13 protein-coding genes and 1 pseudogene are annotated in these 20856 nt (G+C 65.1%); 9 read left to right on the forward strand and 5 right to left on the reverse strand.

The genetic code is table 11. From position 1 onward, the window contains the following. Positions 1-123: 123 nt before the first annotated feature. From typA to SHTP_RS30295, 4 genes are all read left to right on the forward strand, one after another. Positions 124-2010 carry a translational GTPase TypA gene (gene typA, locus SHTP_RS05860; RefSeq protein WP_096370045.1) on the forward strand — a complete coding sequence of 629 codons (1887 nt, stop codon included), beginning with the start codon at positions 124-126 and terminating at the stop codon, positions 2008-2010. A 97-nt stretch (positions 2011-2107) separates the two neighbouring features. After that, positions 2108-4015, forward strand: coding sequence for an ABC transporter family substrate-binding protein (locus tag SHTP_RS05865; RefSeq protein WP_096372340.1), 1908 nt, complete (start codon positions 2108-2110; stop codon positions 4013-4015). 209 nt (positions 4016-4224) lie between these two features. Beyond that, positions 4225-6426 carry a PE family protein gene (locus SHTP_RS29950; RefSeq protein ID WP_096372341.1) on the forward strand — a complete coding sequence of 734 codons (2202 nt, stop codon included), beginning with the start codon at positions 4225-4227 and terminating at the stop codon, positions 6424-6426. 187 nt (positions 6427-6613) lie between these two features. After that, positions 6614-7744 (forward strand): PE family protein, encoded by a 1131-nt coding sequence (locus SHTP_RS30295; protein WP_096370046.1) that lies wholly within the window; start codon positions 6614-6616, stop codon positions 7742-7744. A 28-nt stretch (positions 7745-7772) separates the two neighbouring features. Here SHTP_RS30295 and SHTP_RS05880 read toward each other — a convergent pair whose 3' ends face one another. Next, positions 7773-8387, reverse strand: a complete 615-nt coding sequence (locus SHTP_RS05880; RefSeq protein WP_172900507.1) for a TetR/AcrR family transcriptional regulator — start codon at positions 8385-8387, stop codon at positions 7773-7775. 174 nt (positions 8388-8561) lie between these two features. Between SHTP_RS05880 and mshB the strand changes: the two genes are divergently transcribed. Then, complete coding sequence (gene mshB / locus SHTP_RS05885; protein WP_096370048.1) at positions 8562-9467, forward strand: N-acetyl-1-D-myo-inositol-2-amino-2-deoxy-alpha-D-glucopyranoside deacetylase; 906 nt, start codon at positions 8562-8564, stop codon at positions 9465-9467. A gap of 138 nt (positions 9468-9605) precedes the next feature. After that, entirely contained in the window at positions 9606-10037 is a 432-nt protein-coding gene (locus tag SHTP_RS05890) for a hypothetical protein (protein ID WP_096370049.1), read from the forward strand. Positions 10038-10066: 29 nt separating this feature from the next. Here SHTP_RS05890 and SHTP_RS05895 read toward each other — a convergent pair whose 3' ends face one another. Next, complete coding sequence (locus SHTP_RS05895; protein WP_096370050.1) at positions 10067-10933, reverse strand: PE family protein; 867 nt, start codon at positions 10931-10933, stop codon at positions 10067-10069. Between the two features lie 204 nt (positions 10934-11137). Between SHTP_RS05895 and SHTP_RS05900 the strand changes: the two genes are divergently transcribed. Together SHTP_RS05900 and SHTP_RS05905 are read left to right on the forward strand one after the other, a co-directional pair. After that, positions 11138-13708 carry a bifunctional FO biosynthesis protein CofGH gene (locus tag SHTP_RS05900; protein WP_096370051.1) on the forward strand — a complete coding sequence of 857 codons (2571 nt, stop codon included), beginning with the start codon at positions 11138-11140 and terminating at the stop codon, positions 13706-13708. Between the two features lie 571 nt (positions 13709-14279). Next, positions 14280-16943: pseudogene (locus SHTP_RS05905) on the forward strand (cellulose binding domain-containing protein). A gap of 209 nt (positions 16944-17152) precedes the next feature. Here SHTP_RS05905 and SHTP_RS05910 read toward each other — a convergent pair. The 3 genes from SHTP_RS05910 to SHTP_RS05920 form a co-directional block, all read right to left on the reverse strand. Next, positions 17153-17485 (reverse strand): hemophore-related protein, encoded by a 333-nt coding sequence (locus SHTP_RS05910; protein ID WP_096370052.1) that lies wholly within the window; start codon positions 17483-17485, stop codon positions 17153-17155. Positions 17486-17696: 211 nt separating this feature from the next. Beyond that, entirely contained in the window at positions 17697-19721 is a 2025-nt protein-coding gene (locus tag SHTP_RS05915; RefSeq protein ID WP_096370053.1) for an NADPH-dependent 2,4-dienoyl-CoA reductase, read from the reverse strand. Continuing rightward, positions 19721-20287: a PadR family transcriptional regulator gene (locus SHTP_RS05920; protein WP_020729884.1), complete on the reverse strand. Its 567-nt coding sequence runs from the start codon at positions 20285-20287 to the stop codon at positions 19721-19723. The genes SHTP_RS05915 and SHTP_RS05920 overlap by 1 nt, the downstream gene beginning before the upstream one ends. A gap of 213 nt (positions 20288-20500) precedes the next feature. On the opposite strand from SHTP_RS05920, the gene fdxA reads away from it, so the two are divergent. Next, a complete protein-coding gene (gene fdxA, locus SHTP_RS05925) occupies positions 20501-20827 on the forward strand; it encodes a ferredoxin (RefSeq protein ID WP_011739256.1) in 327 nt (108 codons plus the stop codon). Positions 20828-20856: the final 29 nt, after the last annotated feature.

Here is a 20856-nt window from a genome sequence, read left to right on the forward strand (position 1 = left end):
CGATTCCCGGGGCTCACCGGGGGCGACACGCCGAGCGCGACAGCCCGAACCGGGGGCTCGATCAACGGGTCGACTCACCGGCCCAGTTCGCCTTCCGCTGCCTGCGCTGCCACAATCACCGACGTGCTATTCCGCAATGTCGCCATCGTCGCTCACGTCGACCACGGCAAAACCACCCTGGTTGACGCGATGTTGCGGCAATCCGGTGCCCTTACCGAACGCGGTGAAGTCCAGGAACGTGTCATGGACAGCGGTGACCTGGAAAGGGAAAAGGGCATCACCATCCTGGCCAAGAACACCGCCGTGCACCGACACCATCCGGATGGAACGGTGACGGTGATCAACGTCATCGACACCCCGGGCCACGCCGACTTCGGCGGCGAGGTCGAGCGCGGGTTGTCCATGGTGGACGGGGTGCTGCTGTTGGTCGACGCGTCCGAGGGCCCGCTGCCACAGACCCGGTTCGTGCTGCGCAAGGCGCTGAGCGCGCATCTGCCGGTGATCCTGGTGGTCAACAAGACCGACCGGCCTGATGCCCGCATCAAAGAGGTGGTCGAGGCCAGCCACGACCTGCTGCTCGATGTCGCGTCCGATCTCGATGACGAGGCGGCCGCGGCGGCTGAGCATGCGCTGGGGCTGCCGACGCTGTACGCATCGGGGCGCGCGGGCATCGCGAGCACCATCGAGCCGGCCGATGGTCAGGCGCCCGACGGCACCAACCTGGATCCGTTGTTCGACGTCCTGCTCGAGCACGTTCCGCCGCCGCAAGGCGACTCCGAGGCTCCGCTGCAGGCCCTGGTCACCAACCTGGACGCGTCGACCTTCCTCGGCCGGCTCGCCCTGGTCCGCATCTACAACGGCAAGCTGCGCAAGGGCCAGCAGGTGGCTTGGCTACGCGAGGTGGACGGGGTGCCCGTGGTCACGAGCGCCAAGATCACCGAATTGCTGGCCACTGAGGGTGTCGAGCGCAGCACCACCGACGAGGCGGTTGCCGGGGACATCGTCGCTGTGGCGGGGTTGCCGGAGATCATGATCGGCGACACGCTGGCCGACCCGGACCATGCGCATGCCCTGCCGCGCATCACCGTCGACGAACCGGCCATCTCGGTGACGGTCGGCACCAATACCTCGCCGCTGGCCGGGAAGGTCTCCGGGCACAAGCTGACGGCCCGCATGGTCCGAGGCCGCCTGGACACCGAACTGATCGGCAACGTCTCGATCCGGGTCGTCGACATCGGGCGCCCGGATGCCTGGGAAGTGCAGGGGCGCGGTGAACTTGCATTGGCCGTGCTGGTTGAGACGATGCGCCGGGAGGGCTTCGAACTCACGGTAGGCAAGCCGCAGGTGGTCACCAAGACGATCGACGGCCAGCTGCACGAGCCCTTCGAGGCGATGACCATCGACTGTCCGGACGAATTCGTCGGAGCCATCACCCAGCTGATGGCCGGGCGCAAGGGCCGCATGGAAGAGATGACGAATCATGCCGCCGGTTGGGTCCGGATGGACTTCATCGTGCCCAGCCGCGGGTTGATCGGCTTTCGCACCGATTTCCTCACCCTGACGCGGGGGACCGGCATCGCCAACGCCGTGTTCGACGGTTACCGGCCGTGGGCGGGGGAGATCCGGGCCCGGCACACCGGGTCGCTGGTGTCGGATCGTTCCGGGGTCATCACCCCCTTCGCGCTGCTCCAGCTTGCCGATCGAGGTCAGTTCTTCGTGGAGCCCGGCGAGGACACCTACGAGGGCATGGTCGTCGGCATCAACCCGCGGGCCGAGGACCTCGACATCAACGTCACCCGCGAGAAGAAGCTGACCAACATGCGGTCATCGACCGCGGACGTGATAGAGACGCTGGCCAAGCCGCTCGAGCTCGACCTGGAGCGGGCCATAGAGTTCTGCGCGCCCGACGAATGCGTCGAGGTGACACCGGAGGCCATCCGGGTTCGCAAGGTCGAGCTGGACGCCACCTCGCGGGCTCGCAGCCGGTCCCGGGCCAAGGCCCGAGGTTAGCTTGGGGGCGCCCCGCGAACGTGAGCGTGACGCCAGTGCGAAATCCGGTTCGGTTTTTCGCAGCTGCATCACGCGCGAGGACCGCCTCGATACCCTGGTGGGTGTGTTCAGCCCAGTACGCCGCGTTTGCCTGACGGTCGGTGTGCTGATCACAGCGCTAGGTGTGGCGCTGTCTGGTTGTACGGTGAGTCCGCCTCCGGCGCCGCAGAGCACCGACACGACCCACAACACCCCACCGCCGCCGCCGCATCCGACCCAGATCATCATGGGCATCGACTCGATCGGCGCGGGGTTCAACCCGCACCTGCTGTCCGATCTGTCGCCGGTGAACGCGGCGATCAGCGCGTTGGTGCTGCCCAGTGCGTTCCGGCCGGTGCCGGATCCGAACTCGCCGACCGGCTCGCGCTGGGATATGGATCCCACCTTGCTGGTGTCCGCGGAGGTGACCGGCCAATCGCCCTTCACGGTCACCTACAAGATCCGTCCGGAAGCGCAATGGACTGACAACGCGCCGATCGCTGCCGACGACTTCTGGTACTTGTGGCGGCAGATGGTCAGCCAGCCTGGTGTCGTTGATCCGGCCGGCTACGACCTGATCACCGCCGTCCAATCACTGGAGGGGGGCAAGCAGGCCGTCGTCACCTTCGCGCAGCCCTACCCGGCCTGGCGAGAGCTGTTTGACAACCTGCTGCCAGCGCACATCGTCAAGGACGTTCCGGGCGGTTTCGCCGCGGGGCTGGCGCGCACCTTGCCCGTCACGGGCGGGCAGTTCCGGGTGGAAAACATCGACCCGCAGCGCGACGAGATCTTGATCGCCCGCAACGACCGCTATTGGGGGCCTCCGGCCAAACCTTCCCTGATCCTGTTTCGCCGTGCCGGGGCGCCTGCGGCGCTGGCCGACTCGGTGCGCAACGGCGACACGCAGGTGGCCCAAGTTCACGGTGGGTCGGCCGCGTTCGCCCAGTTGTCGGCCATTCCCGACGTGCGGACCGCCCGGATCGTGACCCCGCGGGTCATGGAGCTCACGCTCCGGGCAAATCAGCCCAAGCTGGCCGAAGCGCAGGTGCGCAAGGCGATTTTGGGTTTGCTCGATGTTGACCTGCTCGCCGCTGTGGGGGCTGGCAGCGACAACACCGTCACCTCGGACCAGGCCCAGGTCCGTTCACCGAGTGACCCGGGCTATGTACCGACCGCACCGCCGGCGCTGAGTACCTCCGCAGCATTGGCGCTTCTTGAAGGAGCCGGTTACCAGATCGAGAGCAACACCTCGGTTTCGCCGGCGCCGCCGGGGCCGGGGTCCACCACCACGCCGGTCAGCACGGGGCCGCCGGAAGTCATCCGCGGCGGCATCAGCAAGGACGGCAGACAGCTGACGCTGGTCATCGGGGTGGCGGCCAACGACCCGACGTCCGTGGCTGTCGCCAACACGGCGGCCGACCAGTTGCGCAACGTGGGGATCGCGGCCTCCGTACTGGCGTTGGACCCGGTCACGCTCTACGGCGACGCCCTCAACGACAACCGGGTCGACGCGATCGTGGGCTGGCATCAGGCCGGCGGAAACCTCGCGACATTGCTGGCGTCGCGCTATGGCTGCCCGGCGTTGCAGACCACGGAGGTCTGGGAGCCGACGATACCGGCGAACACACCCGCAGCAACCACGGGTTCGATGCCGTCTGCGGTGCCCAGCGCCGTCACACCGGTGCCGCCCGCGCCCAGCGAGCCACCCGGCCCGAACGCACTGTTTCGGGCGCCGTCGAACCTCACCGGCATTTGCGACCCCAGCATCCAGTCGAACATCGATGCCGCACTCAACGGCACCAAGAACATCAACGACGTGATCACCGCGGTCGAGCCGCGGCTGTGGAACATGTGGACCGTGTTGCCGATCCTGCAGGACACCACCATCGTTGCGGTCGGCCCTAGCGTTCGGAATGTCAGCTTGTCTGGCTCGGTGCCGGTCGGCATCGTCGGTGACGCCGGCCAGTGGGTGAAGACCGGCCCCTAGCTTCCGCCGTTGCTCCCGTAAGGCTATGGAAATGGCCATTTTCGCTTTCTTTCTGCGCTCTATTGGGCCAATCATCAACGGATTGTGCAGAAACCGCGCAGTCGCCGCCCACATCGCGATACGCTCCGCTCAGGGCTGCCCTGATCGGGCCGGGGATGGCCAGCAATCAAGCTAGCGAAGCCATTGAAGCCGTGGTGGGGAGGCCCGAAATGTCTTTTGTATTTGCGGAACCGCAGAATTTGAGTGCGGCAGCAACCGATTTGGCAAGTATTGGCTCGACGATAGACGCGGCGGGCAGCGCCGCAGCGTTGGCGACCACCGGTGTGATCCCGGCAGGTCTCGATGAGGTGTCGGCGGGCATCGCGGCCTTGTTCGGTGCACACGGCCAGGCATATCAGGAGCTCAGCGCCCGGGCGGCGCTGTTTCACGATGAGTTTGTCCGAGTGCTCAGTGCCGGCGCGGACGCTTATGCGAGCAGCGAAGTCGCCAATGCGCAAGCGGTGCTGGCGGCCGGGCCGGGCGGGCTCTTTGAACAGGTTGGCCGGGTGCAGGCTGGCTTCACCGCCAACCTGGTCAGCGGCGAGCTCGCGTTCAATCAGGCGCTGGTCGCCAACGAGGCGGCCGTGATTGATGCGGTTGGCGGCGCCAACAGCTTGGTCGGAGGGGTGATCTACGGCGGCTTCAACGCCACCAACTTGGTGGTGGGTACCGGCCAACAATTCGTGAACACCCTTGTGGGGGCGCAGATTCCGGCGAGTCTGAGCACCAGCTTGCTGCTCGGTGGACAGGTGCCCGGTGCTCAGATCGGTGCCGGCCTCTCTGGAGTGGTGCAGACCGGCCAGTCGCTGGCCGGCAGTTTCAACGCTGCGCTCTCGGGCATGGGAACTCAGCTGAGCGCCGCTTTGAGCGGGAGCCTCAGTGCTGGGCTCCCGGACCTGTCGAGCCTGGGGGCCCAGCTCGGCGCTGGGCTGTCGGGCGACTTGAGCGCAGGACTGCCCAGTGTTTCCGGGCTGGTGCAGACGGGGCAGGTGCTGGCCGGCAGCTTCAACGACGCCGTCGGCGGGCTGGGTTCTCGGGTGGCCGGTGTCCTGTCGGGCGCCGTCGGCGGGGAGCTTCCAGACTTGTCCGGGCTGGTGCAAGCCGGGGCGGTGCTGATGGGCGGTGTTGGCACTGCCCTTTCGGGTTTGGGCGCTCAATTGAGCGCGGCCTTGTCCGGGAGTTTGGGTACGGCAGTGCCCGGCCTCTCTGCGCTGATCCAAACCGGTGAATCACTGGCCGGCGGCTTCAACGCTGCGCTTGGCACGTTGGGCACCCAGGTGAGTGGGATGTTGTCGGGCGGCCTGGGTGGTGGGTTACCGGGGCTTGCCGCGCTGATCCAGACCGGTGAGTCGCTGGCGGGTGGTTTCGGCACCGGACTCACCGGGTTCATGGGCGGTGTTGACGTGCTGGGCAACTTGGGTGGTGAGCTGTCCGCTGTGGGCGCTCAGTTCAATGCCGCCGTCGCGGCGGGATTGACCGGTGACTTCTCCGGGTTCCCGGTACTGGTGGACACCGTGTCAGGCCTGCCCGGTGCGGTGCTCGCGCAACTGGGTCAAGCCCAAAACGGGGTATTGGGCGGTTTTGTCGACGGCCAGCTCGCGTTCAACCAGTCCTTGGTTGCCAATGAGGTTGCGCTGCAACAGGCCTTGTTCGGCACCGATGCGGCGCTCAACGGCGCGGTCAACCACGGGTTCAACGCGGTGAACCTACTGGTGGGTACGGGAGAGCAAGCCGTCATTGCCGTGCTGGGTGCCCCGACGCCGGCCAGCTTTACCGGCAGCCTGCTCGTCGGCGGCTCGCTCGAGGGCGACATACCGACCGGTGGTCTGCCTGGTGTGGCGCACCAGTTGCTGTTGCTCAACGCGGCTTTGGGAGGCCCAGCACTGGTCGATGCGTCGTGGTTGAGCCAATTCGGCCAAGCCCAAGCGGCTTTCAATGCTGATGTGCTCAGCGGTCAACTGGCCTTCAACGAATCACTGGTCACCAATGAGATGGCTTTGCAGCAGGCGATTTTCGGCACCGACAGTGCCCTCAATGGCGCGGTGAACCACGCCTTCAACATGGTCAACTTCACTCTGGGTGCGGGACAACAGACCGTCGACGCGCTCTTGGGTGTCCCGGTGCCCGCGGACTTCACCGGCAGCCTGCTGGCCAGTGGTTCGGCCGATGCCTTCGGTGGCGTGACGACCGGTGGCTTGCTCGGTGCGGTGGAGCAGAAATTCCTGATGGATGGGGCCTTCCTGAGCGTCTTCGGTGTTCCGATCCAGGTGACACTCGACGGCCACCTGCCGGAGCTGATCGGTCAGCTGACCGGCTCCGCCTCGGGTGGTGTTGAGGTAGGGACCGAGGTCGGTGGTGAAATTCCTGAGTAGCTATCGCTAGGGGCGCTATCGTGGCGGCACCAACGTTGATGTGCGTCAGATGTGAATATTTCTGGATCAATTGGTGAAAACCCGGCATGTCTGCACCGGAGCGGGGCTAGGCTCTGTGCATTCGCACTAGCCGCACGACCGGGCTGTGCGCTCAGTGGTCGTGCGCTTGAACCGGTGGTGATGCACGATGTCGGTCTTGACAACCGCTCCGCAAGTACTGACCTCGGCCGCAACAGATTTGGCGGGTATTGGTTCGACGATCAATGCGGCCGGCACAGCGGCGGCGGTGGCGACGACGAGAGTGTTACCGGCGGCCGCCGACGAAGTGTCGACGGCAATCGCCGCGTTGTTCGATGCGCATGGCCAGGCCTATCAACGGCTCAGCGCGCAGCTTTCGGAGTTTCACGATCAGTTCGTGCGAACCTTGAACGCGGGTGCGCAAGCCTATGCCGGCGCGGAATCGGCCAATGCCTCGCCACTGCGGACAGTGGCTGCAGCCGCGGCGTCCTCGAGCCCCTTGGAGCAACTCGAGCAGCTGCAGATCAGCTTCAACACGTCCCTGGTCAACAACGAGCTCGCGTTCAACCATGCGCTGGTCACCAACGAGGTCGCGCTCGAGAAACTAATCTTTGGTACCGACAGTGCTCTCAATGGGGCACTCAACCGGGGCTTCAACGCGGGCAATCTGTTGTTGGGAACCGGCGAGCAAACCATCAACACCCTCCTGGGTGCTCCGGTGCCAACGAACTTCACCTCCAGTCTGCTGCTGGGCAGTTCGGCTCAGGTGTTCAACGACGGCCAGATCGGCGGCCTGCTCGGCGCCTTCGACCAGAGCCTGATGGTTCCCACCGACTTGGTTGGCATCTTCGCGGGCAGTGGGTCGCTGCTGCCGTCGGCGTCAAGTGTGTTCCCGGCCGCTGCACAGGCGCTGTCAGCAAGTCCGGTAGGTGATTTCATGGAGCAGCTGGAAGCGGCTCAGATTGGCTTCAACACCGCAATGGTGAATAATCAGCTCAGCTTCAACCACGCCCTGGTCGCCAACGAAGTGGCGTGGGAGCAGAGTGTCGTCGGTACTGATAGTGCCCTCAATGGTGCGCTCAACCGCGGCTTCAATGTCGCCAACCTGCTCATTGGAACGGGCGAGCAGGCCGCAAACACCCTCGTTGGTGCGCAGGTGCCGGCAAACTTCACCTCTAGCCTGCTGCTCGGCAGTTCCGCTCAGGTCTTCAATAGCGGCGAGATCGGCGGTCTGGTGGGCGCCTTCGATCAGAGCTTGGTGATGGGCGCCGACTTGGTCGGCTTGATCACTGGCGCATAGGTACAACCCCGCGGTTGTGTGCGTTCGTTCAGCTGTCCGACGGCGCGGGGCGCTTGGGGGGGATGACCGTGTCGACGATGAGTGCCAATTCCCGCCGATTCGGCGGCGTCCCGGTGAGGATGAAGTGCTGGTTCATCAACGCGGGCCCGATGCGTGCGGTAAACGGGGTAACGGTGTCGGGATCCAGGTCACCTTCGCGGATGGCGGCCCGCAGAACCGAATCGATGATCTTGAGTCGCGGATGGACCACGGAGTTGGCGAAGATGGCACGCAGTTCGGGCTCGTGTATCAGCTGGCCGATGGCCACCAGGCCCGGGAACTCGGTCTTGCCGGCGAGGACATCGCGGTGTGCGGTGAAGACGGTCAGCAGGTTCTCTCGAGCTGACCGGCCGGGGCGCGGTTCCGGGGGTGGCGGCACCGCATATTGCAGCGCGGCCTGGACCAGGTCATGTTTGCTCGCCCAACGCCGATACAGCGCGGCCTTGCCGGTCTGGGCGCGCGCCGCGATCCCTTCCATGGTCAGCCTGCCGTAGCCGACTGCGATGAGCTCGGCCAGGGTGGCCGAATACAAGGCCCGTTCGAGTACCTCGCCGCGTCGCCGGCTCCGGTAGGGGGTTAGCGTGGGTTCGGACAGCTGCGCCATCATTCAATAGTAGCCGTTAGCGTCTCTTATTTCTCGGAATCGAACGCAATTGCGTTGTTGACGCTTGTCACTGCAAATATTACAAGCGGCCTACGCGTTTCTGGACGGGCCGCGTGGCCGGAATGGGCCGCGGCCGTGTGTGTGTGGCGGGTAGGGAAGGTGGGGAAGGAATCCATGCCTGAGACACCGCGCCTGCTGTTCGTCCATGCACACCCCGACGATGAGAGCCTCAGCAACGGCGCGACGATCGCCCATTACGCCGCGCGCGGGGCGCAGGTCCACGTCGTCACCTGCACCCTGGGTGAAGAGGGTGAGGTTATCGGCGACCGATGGGCCCAACTTGCGGTCGATCACGCCGACCAACTCGGCGGCTACCGCATCGGTGAACTCACCGCGGCATTGCAGCGGCTGGGGGTCGATGCGCCCATCTACCTTGGTGGTGCGGGCCGCTGGCGGGACTCGGGCATGGCTGGCACCGAGCAGCGGAGTCGGCGCAGATTCGTCGACGCCGACGACCGGGAGGCGGTCGGGGCGCTCGTCGCGATCATTCGGGAGCTGCGCCCGCACGTCGTGGTGACCTATGACCCCGACGGCGGCTATGGCCACCCTGACCACGTCCAGGCACACGTCGTCACCACTGCCGCGGTGGCCGCGGCGGGCTCGGTGGGCGACTGCGATTACCCGGGTGACCCCTGGGTGGTGCCGAAGTTCTACTGGACCGTCTTGGGGGTGAACGCGTTCCTGGCGGGCCGGCAGGCGCTGACGCCCGACGATCTACTGCCGGAGTGGGTGCTACCGCCCGAAGACATCCCCTTTATCTACCCGGACGAGCGCATCGACGCCGTCGTGACCGGCGATTCGGACGCGCGGGCGGCCAAGATCGCCGCGCTTGCGGCGCACGCGACCCAGGTCACCGTCGGCCCGTCCGGACGCGCGTGTGCGCTGTCCAACAACATGGCGTTGCCGATTCTGGCCGATGAGCACTATCAGCTTGTCGCTGGTAGGGCGGGGGCCCGCGACGAACGTGGCTGGGAAACAGATCTGCTTGCTGGTCTGGGCTTCACCGGGTTTGGCACGTAGGCTGCCAATCAGGCAGCCATGGAAGGAAACCCGTATGGACCCCGACCTGGACCCCAACTTGCAGCATTGGCAGGACAGGCTGGACAGTCTGCAGTGGGTCATCGGTTCGATCCTGTCCCAGATCGATAGCGTCCCGACCTGACCGCAACCCAATCGCGCGTCGTCTCGAGTGAAGAGGCCGGCGCAATCGGTCCCGCGATACGTGCCGTAGTGCCAACGTTGTTGGCCGTGGACGGCGTCCTGTCTGCATTGATGGGGGCTCTGCTGCTGCCGACCTACTTGTGTTCGGTGCCCTTTCCGATCAGTGCACTGATCAGCGGACTGGTCAACGCCGCGCTGGTTTGGGCGGCCGAGCGATGGACCACATCGCATCGGGTGGCGGCGCTGCCGTTGTGGACATGGCTGGCGACCGTGGCGGTGCTGAGCTTCGGTGGGCCCGGCGACGACGTGGTGCTCGGTGGGCGTGGAGTGATGGCCTACGGCGCGCTGATCCTGATCGTGCTGGGGGCCCTGCCGCCGGGATGGGTGCTCTGGCGGTGCCAAGTCCGCGACCGCCCCAACGGCGCCTAGCCGCGCGGACCGAGGCGGTGCTCAGCTGCTCAGAACGGCAGCGGCGGGAACGGCGGGAAGAAGTTCCGTATCCAGTTGATCTCGGTTTGGATGAATTGGTTGACCGACGCCGTGGTCGCCGACCAGAAGTTGCTCAGCCCCTGACTGAACGTGATGGTGCCGTCTAGCCAGTCGAGCGTATTGAACAGGCCACTTTGCACTATCGGCTCAAAAAGGTAGTAGAAGAAATTGATCTGAGGCGCCAGGATGCCGATCCATGGCACCCAGCCCACCGCCCACGAGGCGAGGTTGAAGCCGTACTGCACCCACGGCTCGACGGCGAGGTAGAAGTTCTGGATGGCGGTGGCCACCGACACGGGCAGGATTGCTGCCGGCGCGGCGGCGGCGCTGGCGATCGGTCCCAGCAGCGAGCCCGAGGCCGCCGCGGTGGCGGCGCCGCCCGTCGGCGCCAGCGCCAACATGCTGGCGTTGGCGCCCAGCGCGTTGGAGCCGGCGCCCGCGAAAACACTCTGGACCTGGCTCACCGCGTTGGCCACGATGCCGCCCTGGCCCATCAGCGGCTGCCCGAGCAGCTTCTCGGCGGGGCTGTTCACCGCACTCAGCAGGGTCTTGGCGGCGTTGGCCTCGGCGGATGCATAGGAGTTGGCGCTGGTGTTCAACGCCGCGGCGAATTGGTCGTGAAAGGTCGAGAGCTGCGAACTGAGCCGCTGGTAGATCTCGCCATGTGACGAGAACAGAGCCGCGACCTGGGCTGATACCTGGTTGCCGGCGGCTGCGAGCACTCCGGTCGTCGGAGCCGACGCTGCGGCGTTGGCCGAGCTGATGGTTGTACCAATACCGGCTACATTCGAAGCGGCTGCCGTCAGCGCCTCCGGCACGGCGGCCACATACGACATGGCGTAACACCCCCTGCTGTACCTACTTGGCTGCTAGCGTATCGCGATCGGCGGCGGTTCGCCCCGGACTCACCAAACACATGGCGCGTGCTGGTCCGTCGAGTGCCGGCCCGGCCCTGCCGCTACTGTTGCGCATATGGCACCCGCCAAGGCTCGAATTGTGGACGCACGGATGAAATCGGGGCGTGGGGAAGTTACACCAACGTGCCGCTGACCTCGCGCCAGGAGCCCACCGCCCTGCCCAGCCCCGTCGTTCCGCCCAAGCCCAATGCATCGGCGCTGCGGCGGGTACTACGGCGCGCGCGAGACGGTGTTGCGCTCAACATCGACGAGGCCGCCGTCGCGATGTCGGCGCGCGGCGACCAGCTGGCTGAGCTGTGTGCCAGCGCGGCCCGAGTGCGTGACGCTGGTCTGGAATCGGCCGGACGCCACGGCACGGGCGGTGGTCTGCCGATCACCTATTCGCGCAAGGTATTCATCCCGGTCACCCATCTATGCCGTGACAACTGCCACTACTGCACGTTCGTCACCGTCCCGGGCAAGCTGCGGGCCCAGGGCGCCGGAATGTATCTGGAGCCCGACGAGATCCTCGATATCGCACGGCGGGGGGCCCAACTCGGCTGCAAAGAGGCCCTGTTCACCCTTGGGGATCGTCCCGAGCAACGTTGGCCAGAGGCGAAGGAGTGGTTGAGTGAGCGCGGGTATGACACCACGCTGGCCTATGTGCGGGCCATGGCGATCCGGGTGCTCGAAGAGACCGGGCTCTTGCCGCACTTGAATCCGGGGGTGATGAGCTGGTCGGAGATGTCGCTGCTCAAACCGGTGGCGCCGTCGATGGGCATGATGCTGGAGACGACGTCGCGGCGGCTGTTCGAAACCAAAGGCCTCGCGCACTATGGCAGCCCGGACAAAGACCCGGCGGTGCGGTTGCGCACTCTGACCGACGCCGGTCGGCTTTCCATACCGTTTACCACCGGTCTGCTGGTCGGTATCGGTGAGACGCTGGCCGAGCGGGCTGACACGCTGCATGCGATTCGTAAGTTGCACAAAGAGTTTGGCCACGTCCAGGAAGTGATCGTGCAAAGCTTCCGGGCCAAGGAACACACCGCAATGGCAGCGGTTCCCGACGCCGGAATCGAGGATTACCTGGCGACGGTCGCGGTCGCCCGGCTGGTGCTCGGCCCGGGAATGCGCATTCAGGCGCCACCGAATCTGGTTTCCCAAGACGAATGTGTGGCGCTGATCGGTGCCGGTGTCGACGACTGGGGTGGTGTGTCGCCGCTGACGCCCGACCACGTCAACCCCGAGCGGCCGTGGCCCGCATTGGACGACCTGGCCGCCGTGACTTCGGGAGAGGGCTACGAACTGGTGCAGCGGTTGACCGCGCAACCCAAGTACGTGCAGGCGGGGGGCGCCTGGATTGACCCGCGGGTGCGCAGACATGTTGTGGCGCTGGCTGATCCGGCGACTGGTTTCGCACGTGAGGTCAACCCGGTGGGTCTGCCGTGGCAGGAGCCTGACGATGTCGCGTCGTCGGGTCGGGTGGATCTCAATGCGGCGATCGACACAGAGGGACGCTGCACCGAGGCGCGTAGCGACCTCGACAGCACTTTCGGTGACTGGGATGCGGTCCGTTCACACGTGCACGAGCTGGCCGCCCGTAATCCCGAACGCATCGACACCGATGTCCTGGCCGCTCTGCGTTCCGCCGAGCGTTCTCCCGCGGGCTGTTCCGACGAGGAATATCTTGCGCTGGCCACCGCTGACGGGCCTGCCTTGGAAGCTGTTGCCGCGCTTGCGGATTCGCTGCGACGCGATGCGGTCGGTGACGACGTGACCTTTGTGGTCAACCGCAACATCAACTTCACCAACGTTTGTTACACCGGCTGCCGATTCTGCGCGTTCGCACAGCGCAAGGGCGACGCCGACGCCTATTCACTGTCGGCGGACGAGGTCGCCGATCGCGCCTGGGAAGCCCACGTGGCCGGAGCGACCGAGGTGTGCATGCAGGGGGGCATCGATCCCGAACTTCCGGTTACCGGCTACGCCGACCTGGTGCGCGCGGTCAAGGCTCGGGTGCCCTCGATGCACGTGCACGCGTTCTCTCCGATGGAGATCGCCAACGGTGTGACCAAGAGTGGGCTGAGCATCCGCGAGTGGCTGACCGCTCTGCGTGAGGCCGGTCTGGGCACCATCCCAGGCACCGCCGCCGAGATTCTGGACGACGAGGTGCGTTGGGTGCTCACCAAGGGCAAGTTGCCGACGTCGCTGTGGATCGAGATCGTGAGTACCGCGCACGAGGTGGGGCTGCGGTCGTCATCGACCATGATGTACGGCCACGTCGACAGCCCGCGGCACTGGATTGCCCACCTCAATGTGCTGCGCGATATCCAAGACTGCACCGGCGGGTTCACGGAATTCGTGCCGTTGCCGTTCGTGCACCAGAACTCGCCGTTGTACCTGGCTGGCGCGGCCAGGCCGGGCCCCACTCATCGCGACAACCGCGCGGTGCATGCCCTGGCGCGGATCATGCTGCACGGCCGCATTCCCCACATCCAGACCAGCTGGGTCAAACTTGGTGTCGAGCGCACTCGAGTGATGCTCAGCGGCGGCGCGAACGACTTGGGCGGGACGCTGATGGAGGAGACGATTTCGCGGATGGCCGGTTCCGAACACGGATCGGCAAAGACCGCTGCCGAACTTGCGGCTATCGCCGCGGGGATCGGTCGGCCGGCGCGCCAGCGCACCACAACGTACGCTTCGTTGGCCGCCTAGCGAGTCGCCGGCACCCGGTGGTTTCCTCCGGAGATTACGTTAATGGGCGCCGCGCCGACTGCTGTGGAGTTATACTGCCGCGCAAGCTATTAGAGTTGTCCGCGGATATCGTCGGACATTTGCACGCCGCTGCGCCGAACGCGCGTAGCGGGCATCGCGGCTGGGCAATCACGAGCTCGGCGGAAGTAAGCGCAATCGCGTGCGGTGTCATCTGTCGCCGATGTGTGTTCGCGCGCACCGCACTCAGGAACGGCACTCATCTCCCTCATGGGAACTGATCGACTGGACTGCGGCGGGCGTCCGCAGGTAGATGGCATTGCCGTGCAGGAAGTTTGAGTGTTTGCCCCGATTGGCGCGATGCTTGCCAGGGTGGCTGCTAGCGCAGCGCGGAGTCGGGGCACTCGCGGGCGGTTGTCGTGTTGGTAAACCCGGGCAATGTGCCGAGTTTGTCGAATAACCGACAAAAGTGCGCCGGGCCTTGTCGGCTGAGAATGTCGATGTTAACAATTGACGCTTCAACACTTCTCAATACCTAGCTGGGTCGTGGCACACCGATCGGCAAGGACGGATTATGTCTTTTTTGATCGCAACTCCCGAGTTATTTATCAGGGCAGCAGCGAATTTGGAGGCTGTTGGCTCGGCGGTGAATGCAGCCAATTCGGCGGTGAGTTGGACGGAGAAGGTGGCCGCAATGGCTGCCGACGAGGTTTCGGGAGCCGTCGCATCTTGGTTCGGCGGGTTTGCCCAGGAGTATCAAACGGCGACCGCTCAAGCGGGGGCGTTTCACGAGCGCTTCCTGCAGACCTTGGCGGCGAGTGCGGCATCCTATGAGCACGCCGAAGCGGCCAACATCTCCTCGATATCTGGCATCCTTCGATAACTGATGGGTGGTGTTGGCGCGCAGGGTGATTCGGCTGCGCAAACCGGTGGCGGCGGCAACACCGATCAGGCGGCCGAGGGCGCAAGTAGCGGGCAAGCCGCCGCCAGTGGTGGGGCGGTGAGCCCGAATTCCATCGCTGCTGGTGCGACCAACACCACGACCGGCAGCGCTGTGATGAGCGGAGGAACCGGCAACGGCGGGACCATCAGTGGTGGTGGTGCTGCCGGCAGTGGTGGCGCCAGCGGTGCGACGACCGCTGCCGCGACCGGCAGTGGCGAACTTGGTGGAAGTGGTGGCGTCGCCGCGCTGAGTAGCGCAGCCGCTACCACCGCCGCGGTCAGTAGCGCCAGCACCGGAGACGGCGGCGTGGCGGCGGCGTACTCGCTGACATCGCAATGGGACAGCGGTTTCATCGGGCGCTATACGATCACGAACTCGGCGGATACTGCGGCGAGCGACTGGCAGGTCGAATTCGATTTGCCTGCAGACGAATCCATTACCAATGTGTGGAATGGGCAGCTCGTCCAGTCTGGCACGCACTACACGGTGACGCCTGAGTCGTGGACACAGACGATCGAGCCGGGCGGGTCGGTCACCGTTGGCTTCCAGGGCGCGCAGACTGGGTCTTACTCGGAGCCTACGAATCTCATCGTCAACGGAGTATCCGTTGGCGGCGGGGGTTCCGGGGAGGGCGGTGGCACTGGCACCGGCGGTACTGGCAGCGGGAGCGGCGGGACCGGTGATACGGGTGGTACGGGGAGCGGTACTGGTGATACCGGGGGCACCGGAAGTGGTACCGGTGACACGGGTGGTACGGGGAGTGGTACTGGTGATACCGGGGGCAACGGAACCGGAACCGATGACGCGGGTGGTACGGGGAGCGGTACTGGTGATACCGGGGGAACCGGAACCGGAACCGGTGACACGGGCGGCACCGGTGACACGGGCGGCACCGGCACCGGCACCGGTGACGGCACCGGGACTGGCGATGGTGGTGACACTGGTGGAAGTGGTACCGGCGGCACGGTCGGCGACGGAGAGGTTGCCGCAACGTACACGGTGACATCGCAGTGGGACAACGGGTTCGTTGCGAACTACACGATCAGCAATTCCGGGGATACCGCGCTGACTGACTGGCAGGTCGAATTCGATTTGCCTGCAAACGAATCCATTACCAGCGGGTGGAGCGGGCAGCTCACGCAGACTGGCACGCACTACACCCTGACTCCGGAGTCCTGGACGCAAACGATCGAGCCAGGTGGTTCGGTCGTGGTGGGCTTCCAAGCGATGCACACTGGCGCCTATTCCGAACCGACGAATGTTCTGGTTAACGGACAACCTGCCAGCGGCCGCGGCACCGGTACCGGTGGTGGCACCAGTACCGGTAGCGGCACCGGCACTAGCATCGGCGGTGCCACGGTGGGTGAGTTTTCTCCATACGTCGATATGACCCTTTGGCCGAAGTTCGACTATGCGAGTGCAGCCAACGCGGGAATCGATGACGTCACACTGGGTTTCATCGTCACCGGTGCCGATGGCAATCCGTCCTGGGGCACTTTCTATTCGCTGGACGACCCGTGGATTACCTCCGCGATCGCCGAGATGCAGCAAAACGGTATCGACCCAACCATCTCCTTCGGTGGCGCAGCCAACCAGCCGCTCGCTGTTTCGGCTCCCAACGCGACCGCGCTAGCGTCGGACTACAAATTGGTCACCGACACCTACGGAATCTATAAGTTGGACTTCGACATTGAGGGTGCGGCGTTGTATAACGTTCCAGCACTGACCAACCAGGCCCAGGCGATCGCCATGCTGCAGGCGGAGCAGGCCGCTGCCGGGACCCCGGTCCAGGTTTCCTACACCCTTCCCGTGATGCCGACGGGTCTGACCTCCAACGGGGTGCAAGCACTGCAGATCGCCATCGACAATGGCGTGGATGTTGGCCGCGTGAACATCATGACCATGGACTACTTCGACCCCAGCCTGCAGTACGAGGGCAGGATGGGTGACTACGCAATTCAAGCCGCCGAGAGCGTCCACGGCCAGTTGATGACGCTGTATCCGTCGATGTCCAGCGAGGACGCGTGGGCGATGATCAAGGTGACACCCATGATCGGCGTCAACGACGATCCGAGCGAGGTCTTTACCCTCGCCGACGCCGAAAAGCTGGCTGCTTTCGCCGATGAGAACAACCTCGGCGGGCTATCCATGTGGTCGGCAAATCGCGATTTCCCGGGAGCGGTGGGGCAGCTGTCGAATACCAGCAGCGGAGTGAGCCAACAGGCGTGGGATTTCAGCGAGATCTTCGATGAGTTCGGGGAGGATGCCGCCGCCGAGCAGGCCGCTTTGGACTGACCCGACCCCGGCACTGCGCAGGCGCCGGATGAGATCCGCAATCACGCTGACGAGAGGTCGCAGCGGCGACGGCGCGATGAGAACGGCTACGGCTGCCCAAAAACAGCGCGGCACCTAGCGCTCAGACGTCAGCGATAAACGCGGAAGCCCTCGCGAGCGCTAGGTGACGTGGTGTGCGGCCCCCGAAACGTGGGAGGCGCCTAATCCGCTCAGTAGTTGTTGCAGGACGAGGCGACTGACTCGACCAGCCCGACGTACTGCGACGCCCCAGGCATGGCCTGCAGCTGCGCGGCCATCTGCGCGCGCCGCGGCGGCGGCGACGCCAGGAACGAATGCAGCCAACCCTGCGCCACCGGCGAGGCGTTGAACTGCGCGGCGGCCCCAGGGTCGGTGGCGTTCAGCGCCGCCATCACCTGGCCGTAGTTGCAGGTTGTGTTGATGACCGTATCCAGTGGGCTTGCGGATGCGACCCCCGCGCCGACGCTCAACGACAACGCGAAAGCACCAGCGGCGACACCCAGTCCCGTTAACGACAGCCCCATTTTGTGGACACCTTCCCCAGCTATTGCACCGCCAACGCGGCGACGACATCTGCCCAGCGGTTGCCGCCTTTGAATCAAGACTAGCAGGCCCCGCGGGTTTGCTCCTATCAAACTTTGTATCGGAGGACTCTCTCCGGCTATAACTATCCGCAGTTCAGAGCCGTGGTTGGGGCAGTTTCACCGTAGGCGAAATGGGGTAGCCGGGTAGCCATCACAGGCGGGCGGCAAGCTCGGTGCCCTGTTTGATGGCGCGTTTGGCGTCCAACTCCGCGGCCAGTGCCGCACCGCCGATGATGTGTGGGTCAACGCCGTTGCTGCGCAGGTCGGTCTCCAGGTCGCGCACCGGTTCCTGGCCCGCGCAAATCACCACGCTGTCCACCGCAAGCAGCTGCGGCCGCTGCCGGTCCGGGCCAAAACTGATGTGCAGGCCGTCGTCGCTGATCCGCTCGTAGTTCACCCCGGAGAGCTGGTGAACCCCTTTTGCCTTGACCGAAGCGCGGTGCACCCAGCCGCTGGTCTTGCCCAGGCGCTTTCCCTGTGGCCCCTTGGTGCGCTGCAGCAGATACACCTCACGGGCCGCCGGAGTCGGCAGCGCCGTGGTCAGGGCGCCGCGGGCCTCCTGTGGATCGACAACGCCCCACTCGGCCTTCCATTCCTTGAGGTTCAGGGTGGGCGACGATTCGGTGATCAGGAGTTCGGTGACGTCAAACCCGATGCCGCCCGCGCCGACGACAGCCACGCTCGGCCCGACCGGCTTGGCGCCGGTGATCGCCTCGGTGTAGGTCAATACCTTGGCGTGCGCAATGCCGGGGATGGCCGGTATCCGGGGTGCCACGCCGGTGGCCAGCACCACCTCGTCGTAGCCGGTCAGCTCGTCGGCCGTGGCCCGGGTAGCCAGCCGTACGTCGACGCCGTGCTTGGCCAACATCGTGGAGAAATACCGAATGGTTTCGTTGAATTCCTCCTTACCCGGAATGCGACGGGCCAGGTCGAACTGGCCGCCGATGAAGTCGTTGGCCTCAAACAATGTCACCCGGTGGCCCCGCTGGGCGGCGGCGACCGCCGCCGCCAGGCCGGCCGGGCCGGCCCCGACGACGGCCACGGTGCGGGCACGTTGGGTGGGGGACATCGTCAACAGCGTTTCGTGTCCGGCTCGGGGGTTGAGCAGACAGGACACCTTCTTCTTGACGAAGACATGATCAAGGCAGGCCTGATTGCACGCGATGCAGGTGTTGATCTCGTCGACCCGGCCGGACTGCGCTTTGAGCACCCATTCCGGGTCGCTCAGCATCGGTCTGGCCATCGATATCAGCGCCACGTCGGTGTCGGCCAGGATCTGCTCGGCGGCCTGAGGCATGTTGATCCGGTTGGATGTCATCACCGGGATGCTGACCTGCTCGGCTACCGCATTGCTGATGTCGACGAACGCGCCGCTGGGCACCGAGGTGACGATCGTTGGAATTCGCGCCTCGTGCCACCCGAAACCGGAGTTGATGATCGTGGCACCGGCTGATTCCAGTTCGGTTGCCAACGCCACGATTTCGTCCCAGCTCTGGCCGCCCTCGACATAATCGGCCATCGACATCCGGTAGCAGATGATGAAGTCGGGGCCGACCGCGGCGCGGGTGCGCCGGACGATCTCGACGGGGAATCGGCGGCGTTTGGCCGGTGTCCCGCCCCACGAGTCGGTGCGCTGGTTGGTTCGGGGCGCCAGAAACTGGTTGAGCAGATACCCTTCGCTGCCCATGATTTCGACCCCGTCGTAGCCCGCTTCTTGGGCCAGCTGTGCGCATCGCGCGAAGTCCGCGATGGTGGCTTCCACGCCGCGCGAGGTCAGTTTGCGCGGCCGAAACGGATTGATCGGGGCCTTGATCGAGGAAGCGCTGACCGAAAGGGGGTGATACGCATAGCGTCCCGCGTGCAGGACCTGCAGCAGGATCTTGGCGTCCGCGTCGTGCACCGCACCGGTGATGTGCCGGTGCCGCCGGGCCTCGGCCGGCGTCACCAGTTCGGAGGCGAACGGGTAGAGCCAACCGGTGCGATTGGGTGCGTACCCGCCGGTGATCAGCATTCCGACGCCGCCGCGGGCCCGCTCGGCGAAGTACTCGGCGAGTCGGTCGGTGTCCTTGGGCCGGTCCTCCAATCCGGTGTGCATCGAACCCATGACCACGCGGTTACGCAGTGTGGTGAACCCGAGATCCAACGGAGACAACAGATTTGGGTAGGGACTGGTCATCATTTCTCCTCGAGTGCTTGAGCTACCTCGCCGAGCCATTCGATGGCACTTTCTTCGGCCCGGATTCCGCCGCGCAGCACGACGTACTGATGCAACGCGGCGCCACTGAGTGCCGACGGATCCGGAAAGCTGTGCTTTTCGATTCCGCGGTAGGTGTCTAGCGCCTGGACACGTTCGGCGCGCAGCGCGGCGACTTGGCTGCGCAGCGTTTCCCTATCGCCATAGACGGCACCGCGCAGCTTGACCGCGATGTCACGAGTGCTGCTGTCGGTCAGCGCGCTCGCGCGGCCAGGACGGGTCGGGCTGGGTGGCTCAGCGATCCAGCGGGCCAACTCCTGGCGGCCATTGTCGGATACCGAATAGACCTTCTTATCGGGTCGGCCGTGCTGGACCACGGGCTTGGCATGCACCCAGCCGTTGCTCTCCATCAACCGCAATGTGCGATAGATCTGCTGGTGGGTGGCGGTCCAGAAGTGTCCGATGGAACGATCGAATCGGTGGGCCAGTTCATAGCCCGAGCCGGCCTGTTCGGACAGCGATACCAATATCGCGTGTGGTAGTGCCACCCGCGCAGCATAGATCGCACCCCGGGGTGCTATGCAACTAGGTGCATATAGGCGGCGGACCCCGACGAGCGTGCCAATTAGTTGTGTTGTATATGCAACGTCTAGTATCAGTAACCGAACGCTCGGCCTAACCGTGGCTCGGAAGAAGCCCGGGTCCAGGCGAGTAACAGCCCACATCAAGCAGTACTCAAAGGACACGTTGAGGAGACGTCCGTGACGTACACGATCGCCGAGCCTTGCGTCGACATCAAGGACAAGGCATGCATCGAAGAATGCCCGGTCGACTGCATCTATGAAGGTGCCCGGATGCTCTACATCCACCCCGACGAATGCGTCGACTGTGGAGCCTGCGAACCGGTCTGTCCCGTCGAAGCGATCTACTACGAAGACGATGTGCCTGAGCAGTGGAGCCAGTACACGCAGATCAACGCAGATTTCTTCGCAAAACTTGGCTCTCCCGGCGGCGCCGCCAAGGTCGGTATGACCGAGAACGACCCCCAGGTGGTCAAGGATCTGCCGCCGCAGGGCGAAGAAGACTGAGCGGGCCACTAGATCCCCGGAGCCGCAGC

This window comes from Mycobacterium ulcerans subsp. shinshuense (assembly GCF_002355775.1).
GTDB classification, from domain to species: Bacteria; Actinomycetota; Actinomycetes; order Mycobacteriales; family Mycobacteriaceae; genus Mycobacterium; species Mycobacterium marinum.

Coding starts and splice junctions, on each gene's coding strand:
- SHTP_RS29950 (WP_096372341.1), top strand. CDS start 4,225: ATGTCTTTTGTATTTGCGGAACCGCAGAATTTGAGTGCGGCAGCAACC.
- SHTP_RS30295 (WP_096370046.1), top strand. CDS start 6,614: ATGTCGGTCTTGACAACCGCTCCGCAAGTACTGACCTCGGCCGCAACA.
- SHTP_RS05880 (WP_172900507.1), bottom strand. CDS start 8,387: ATGGCGCAGCTGTCCGAACCCACGCTAACCCCCTACCGGAGCCGGCGA.
- mshB (WP_096370048.1), top strand. CDS start 8,562: ATGCCTGAGACACCGCGCCTGCTGTTCGTCCATGCACACCCCGACGAT.
- SHTP_RS05895 (WP_096370050.1), bottom strand. CDS start 10,933: ATGTCGTATGTGGCCGCCGTGCCGGAGGCGCTGACGGCAGCCGCTTCG.
- SHTP_RS05910 (WP_096370052.1), bottom strand. CDS start 17,485: ATGGGGCTGTCGTTAACGGGACTGGGTGTCGCCGCTGGTGCTTTCGCG.
- SHTP_RS05915 (WP_096370053.1), bottom strand. CDS start 19,721: ATGACCAGTCCCTACCCAAATCTGTTGTCTCCGTTGGATCTCGGGTTC.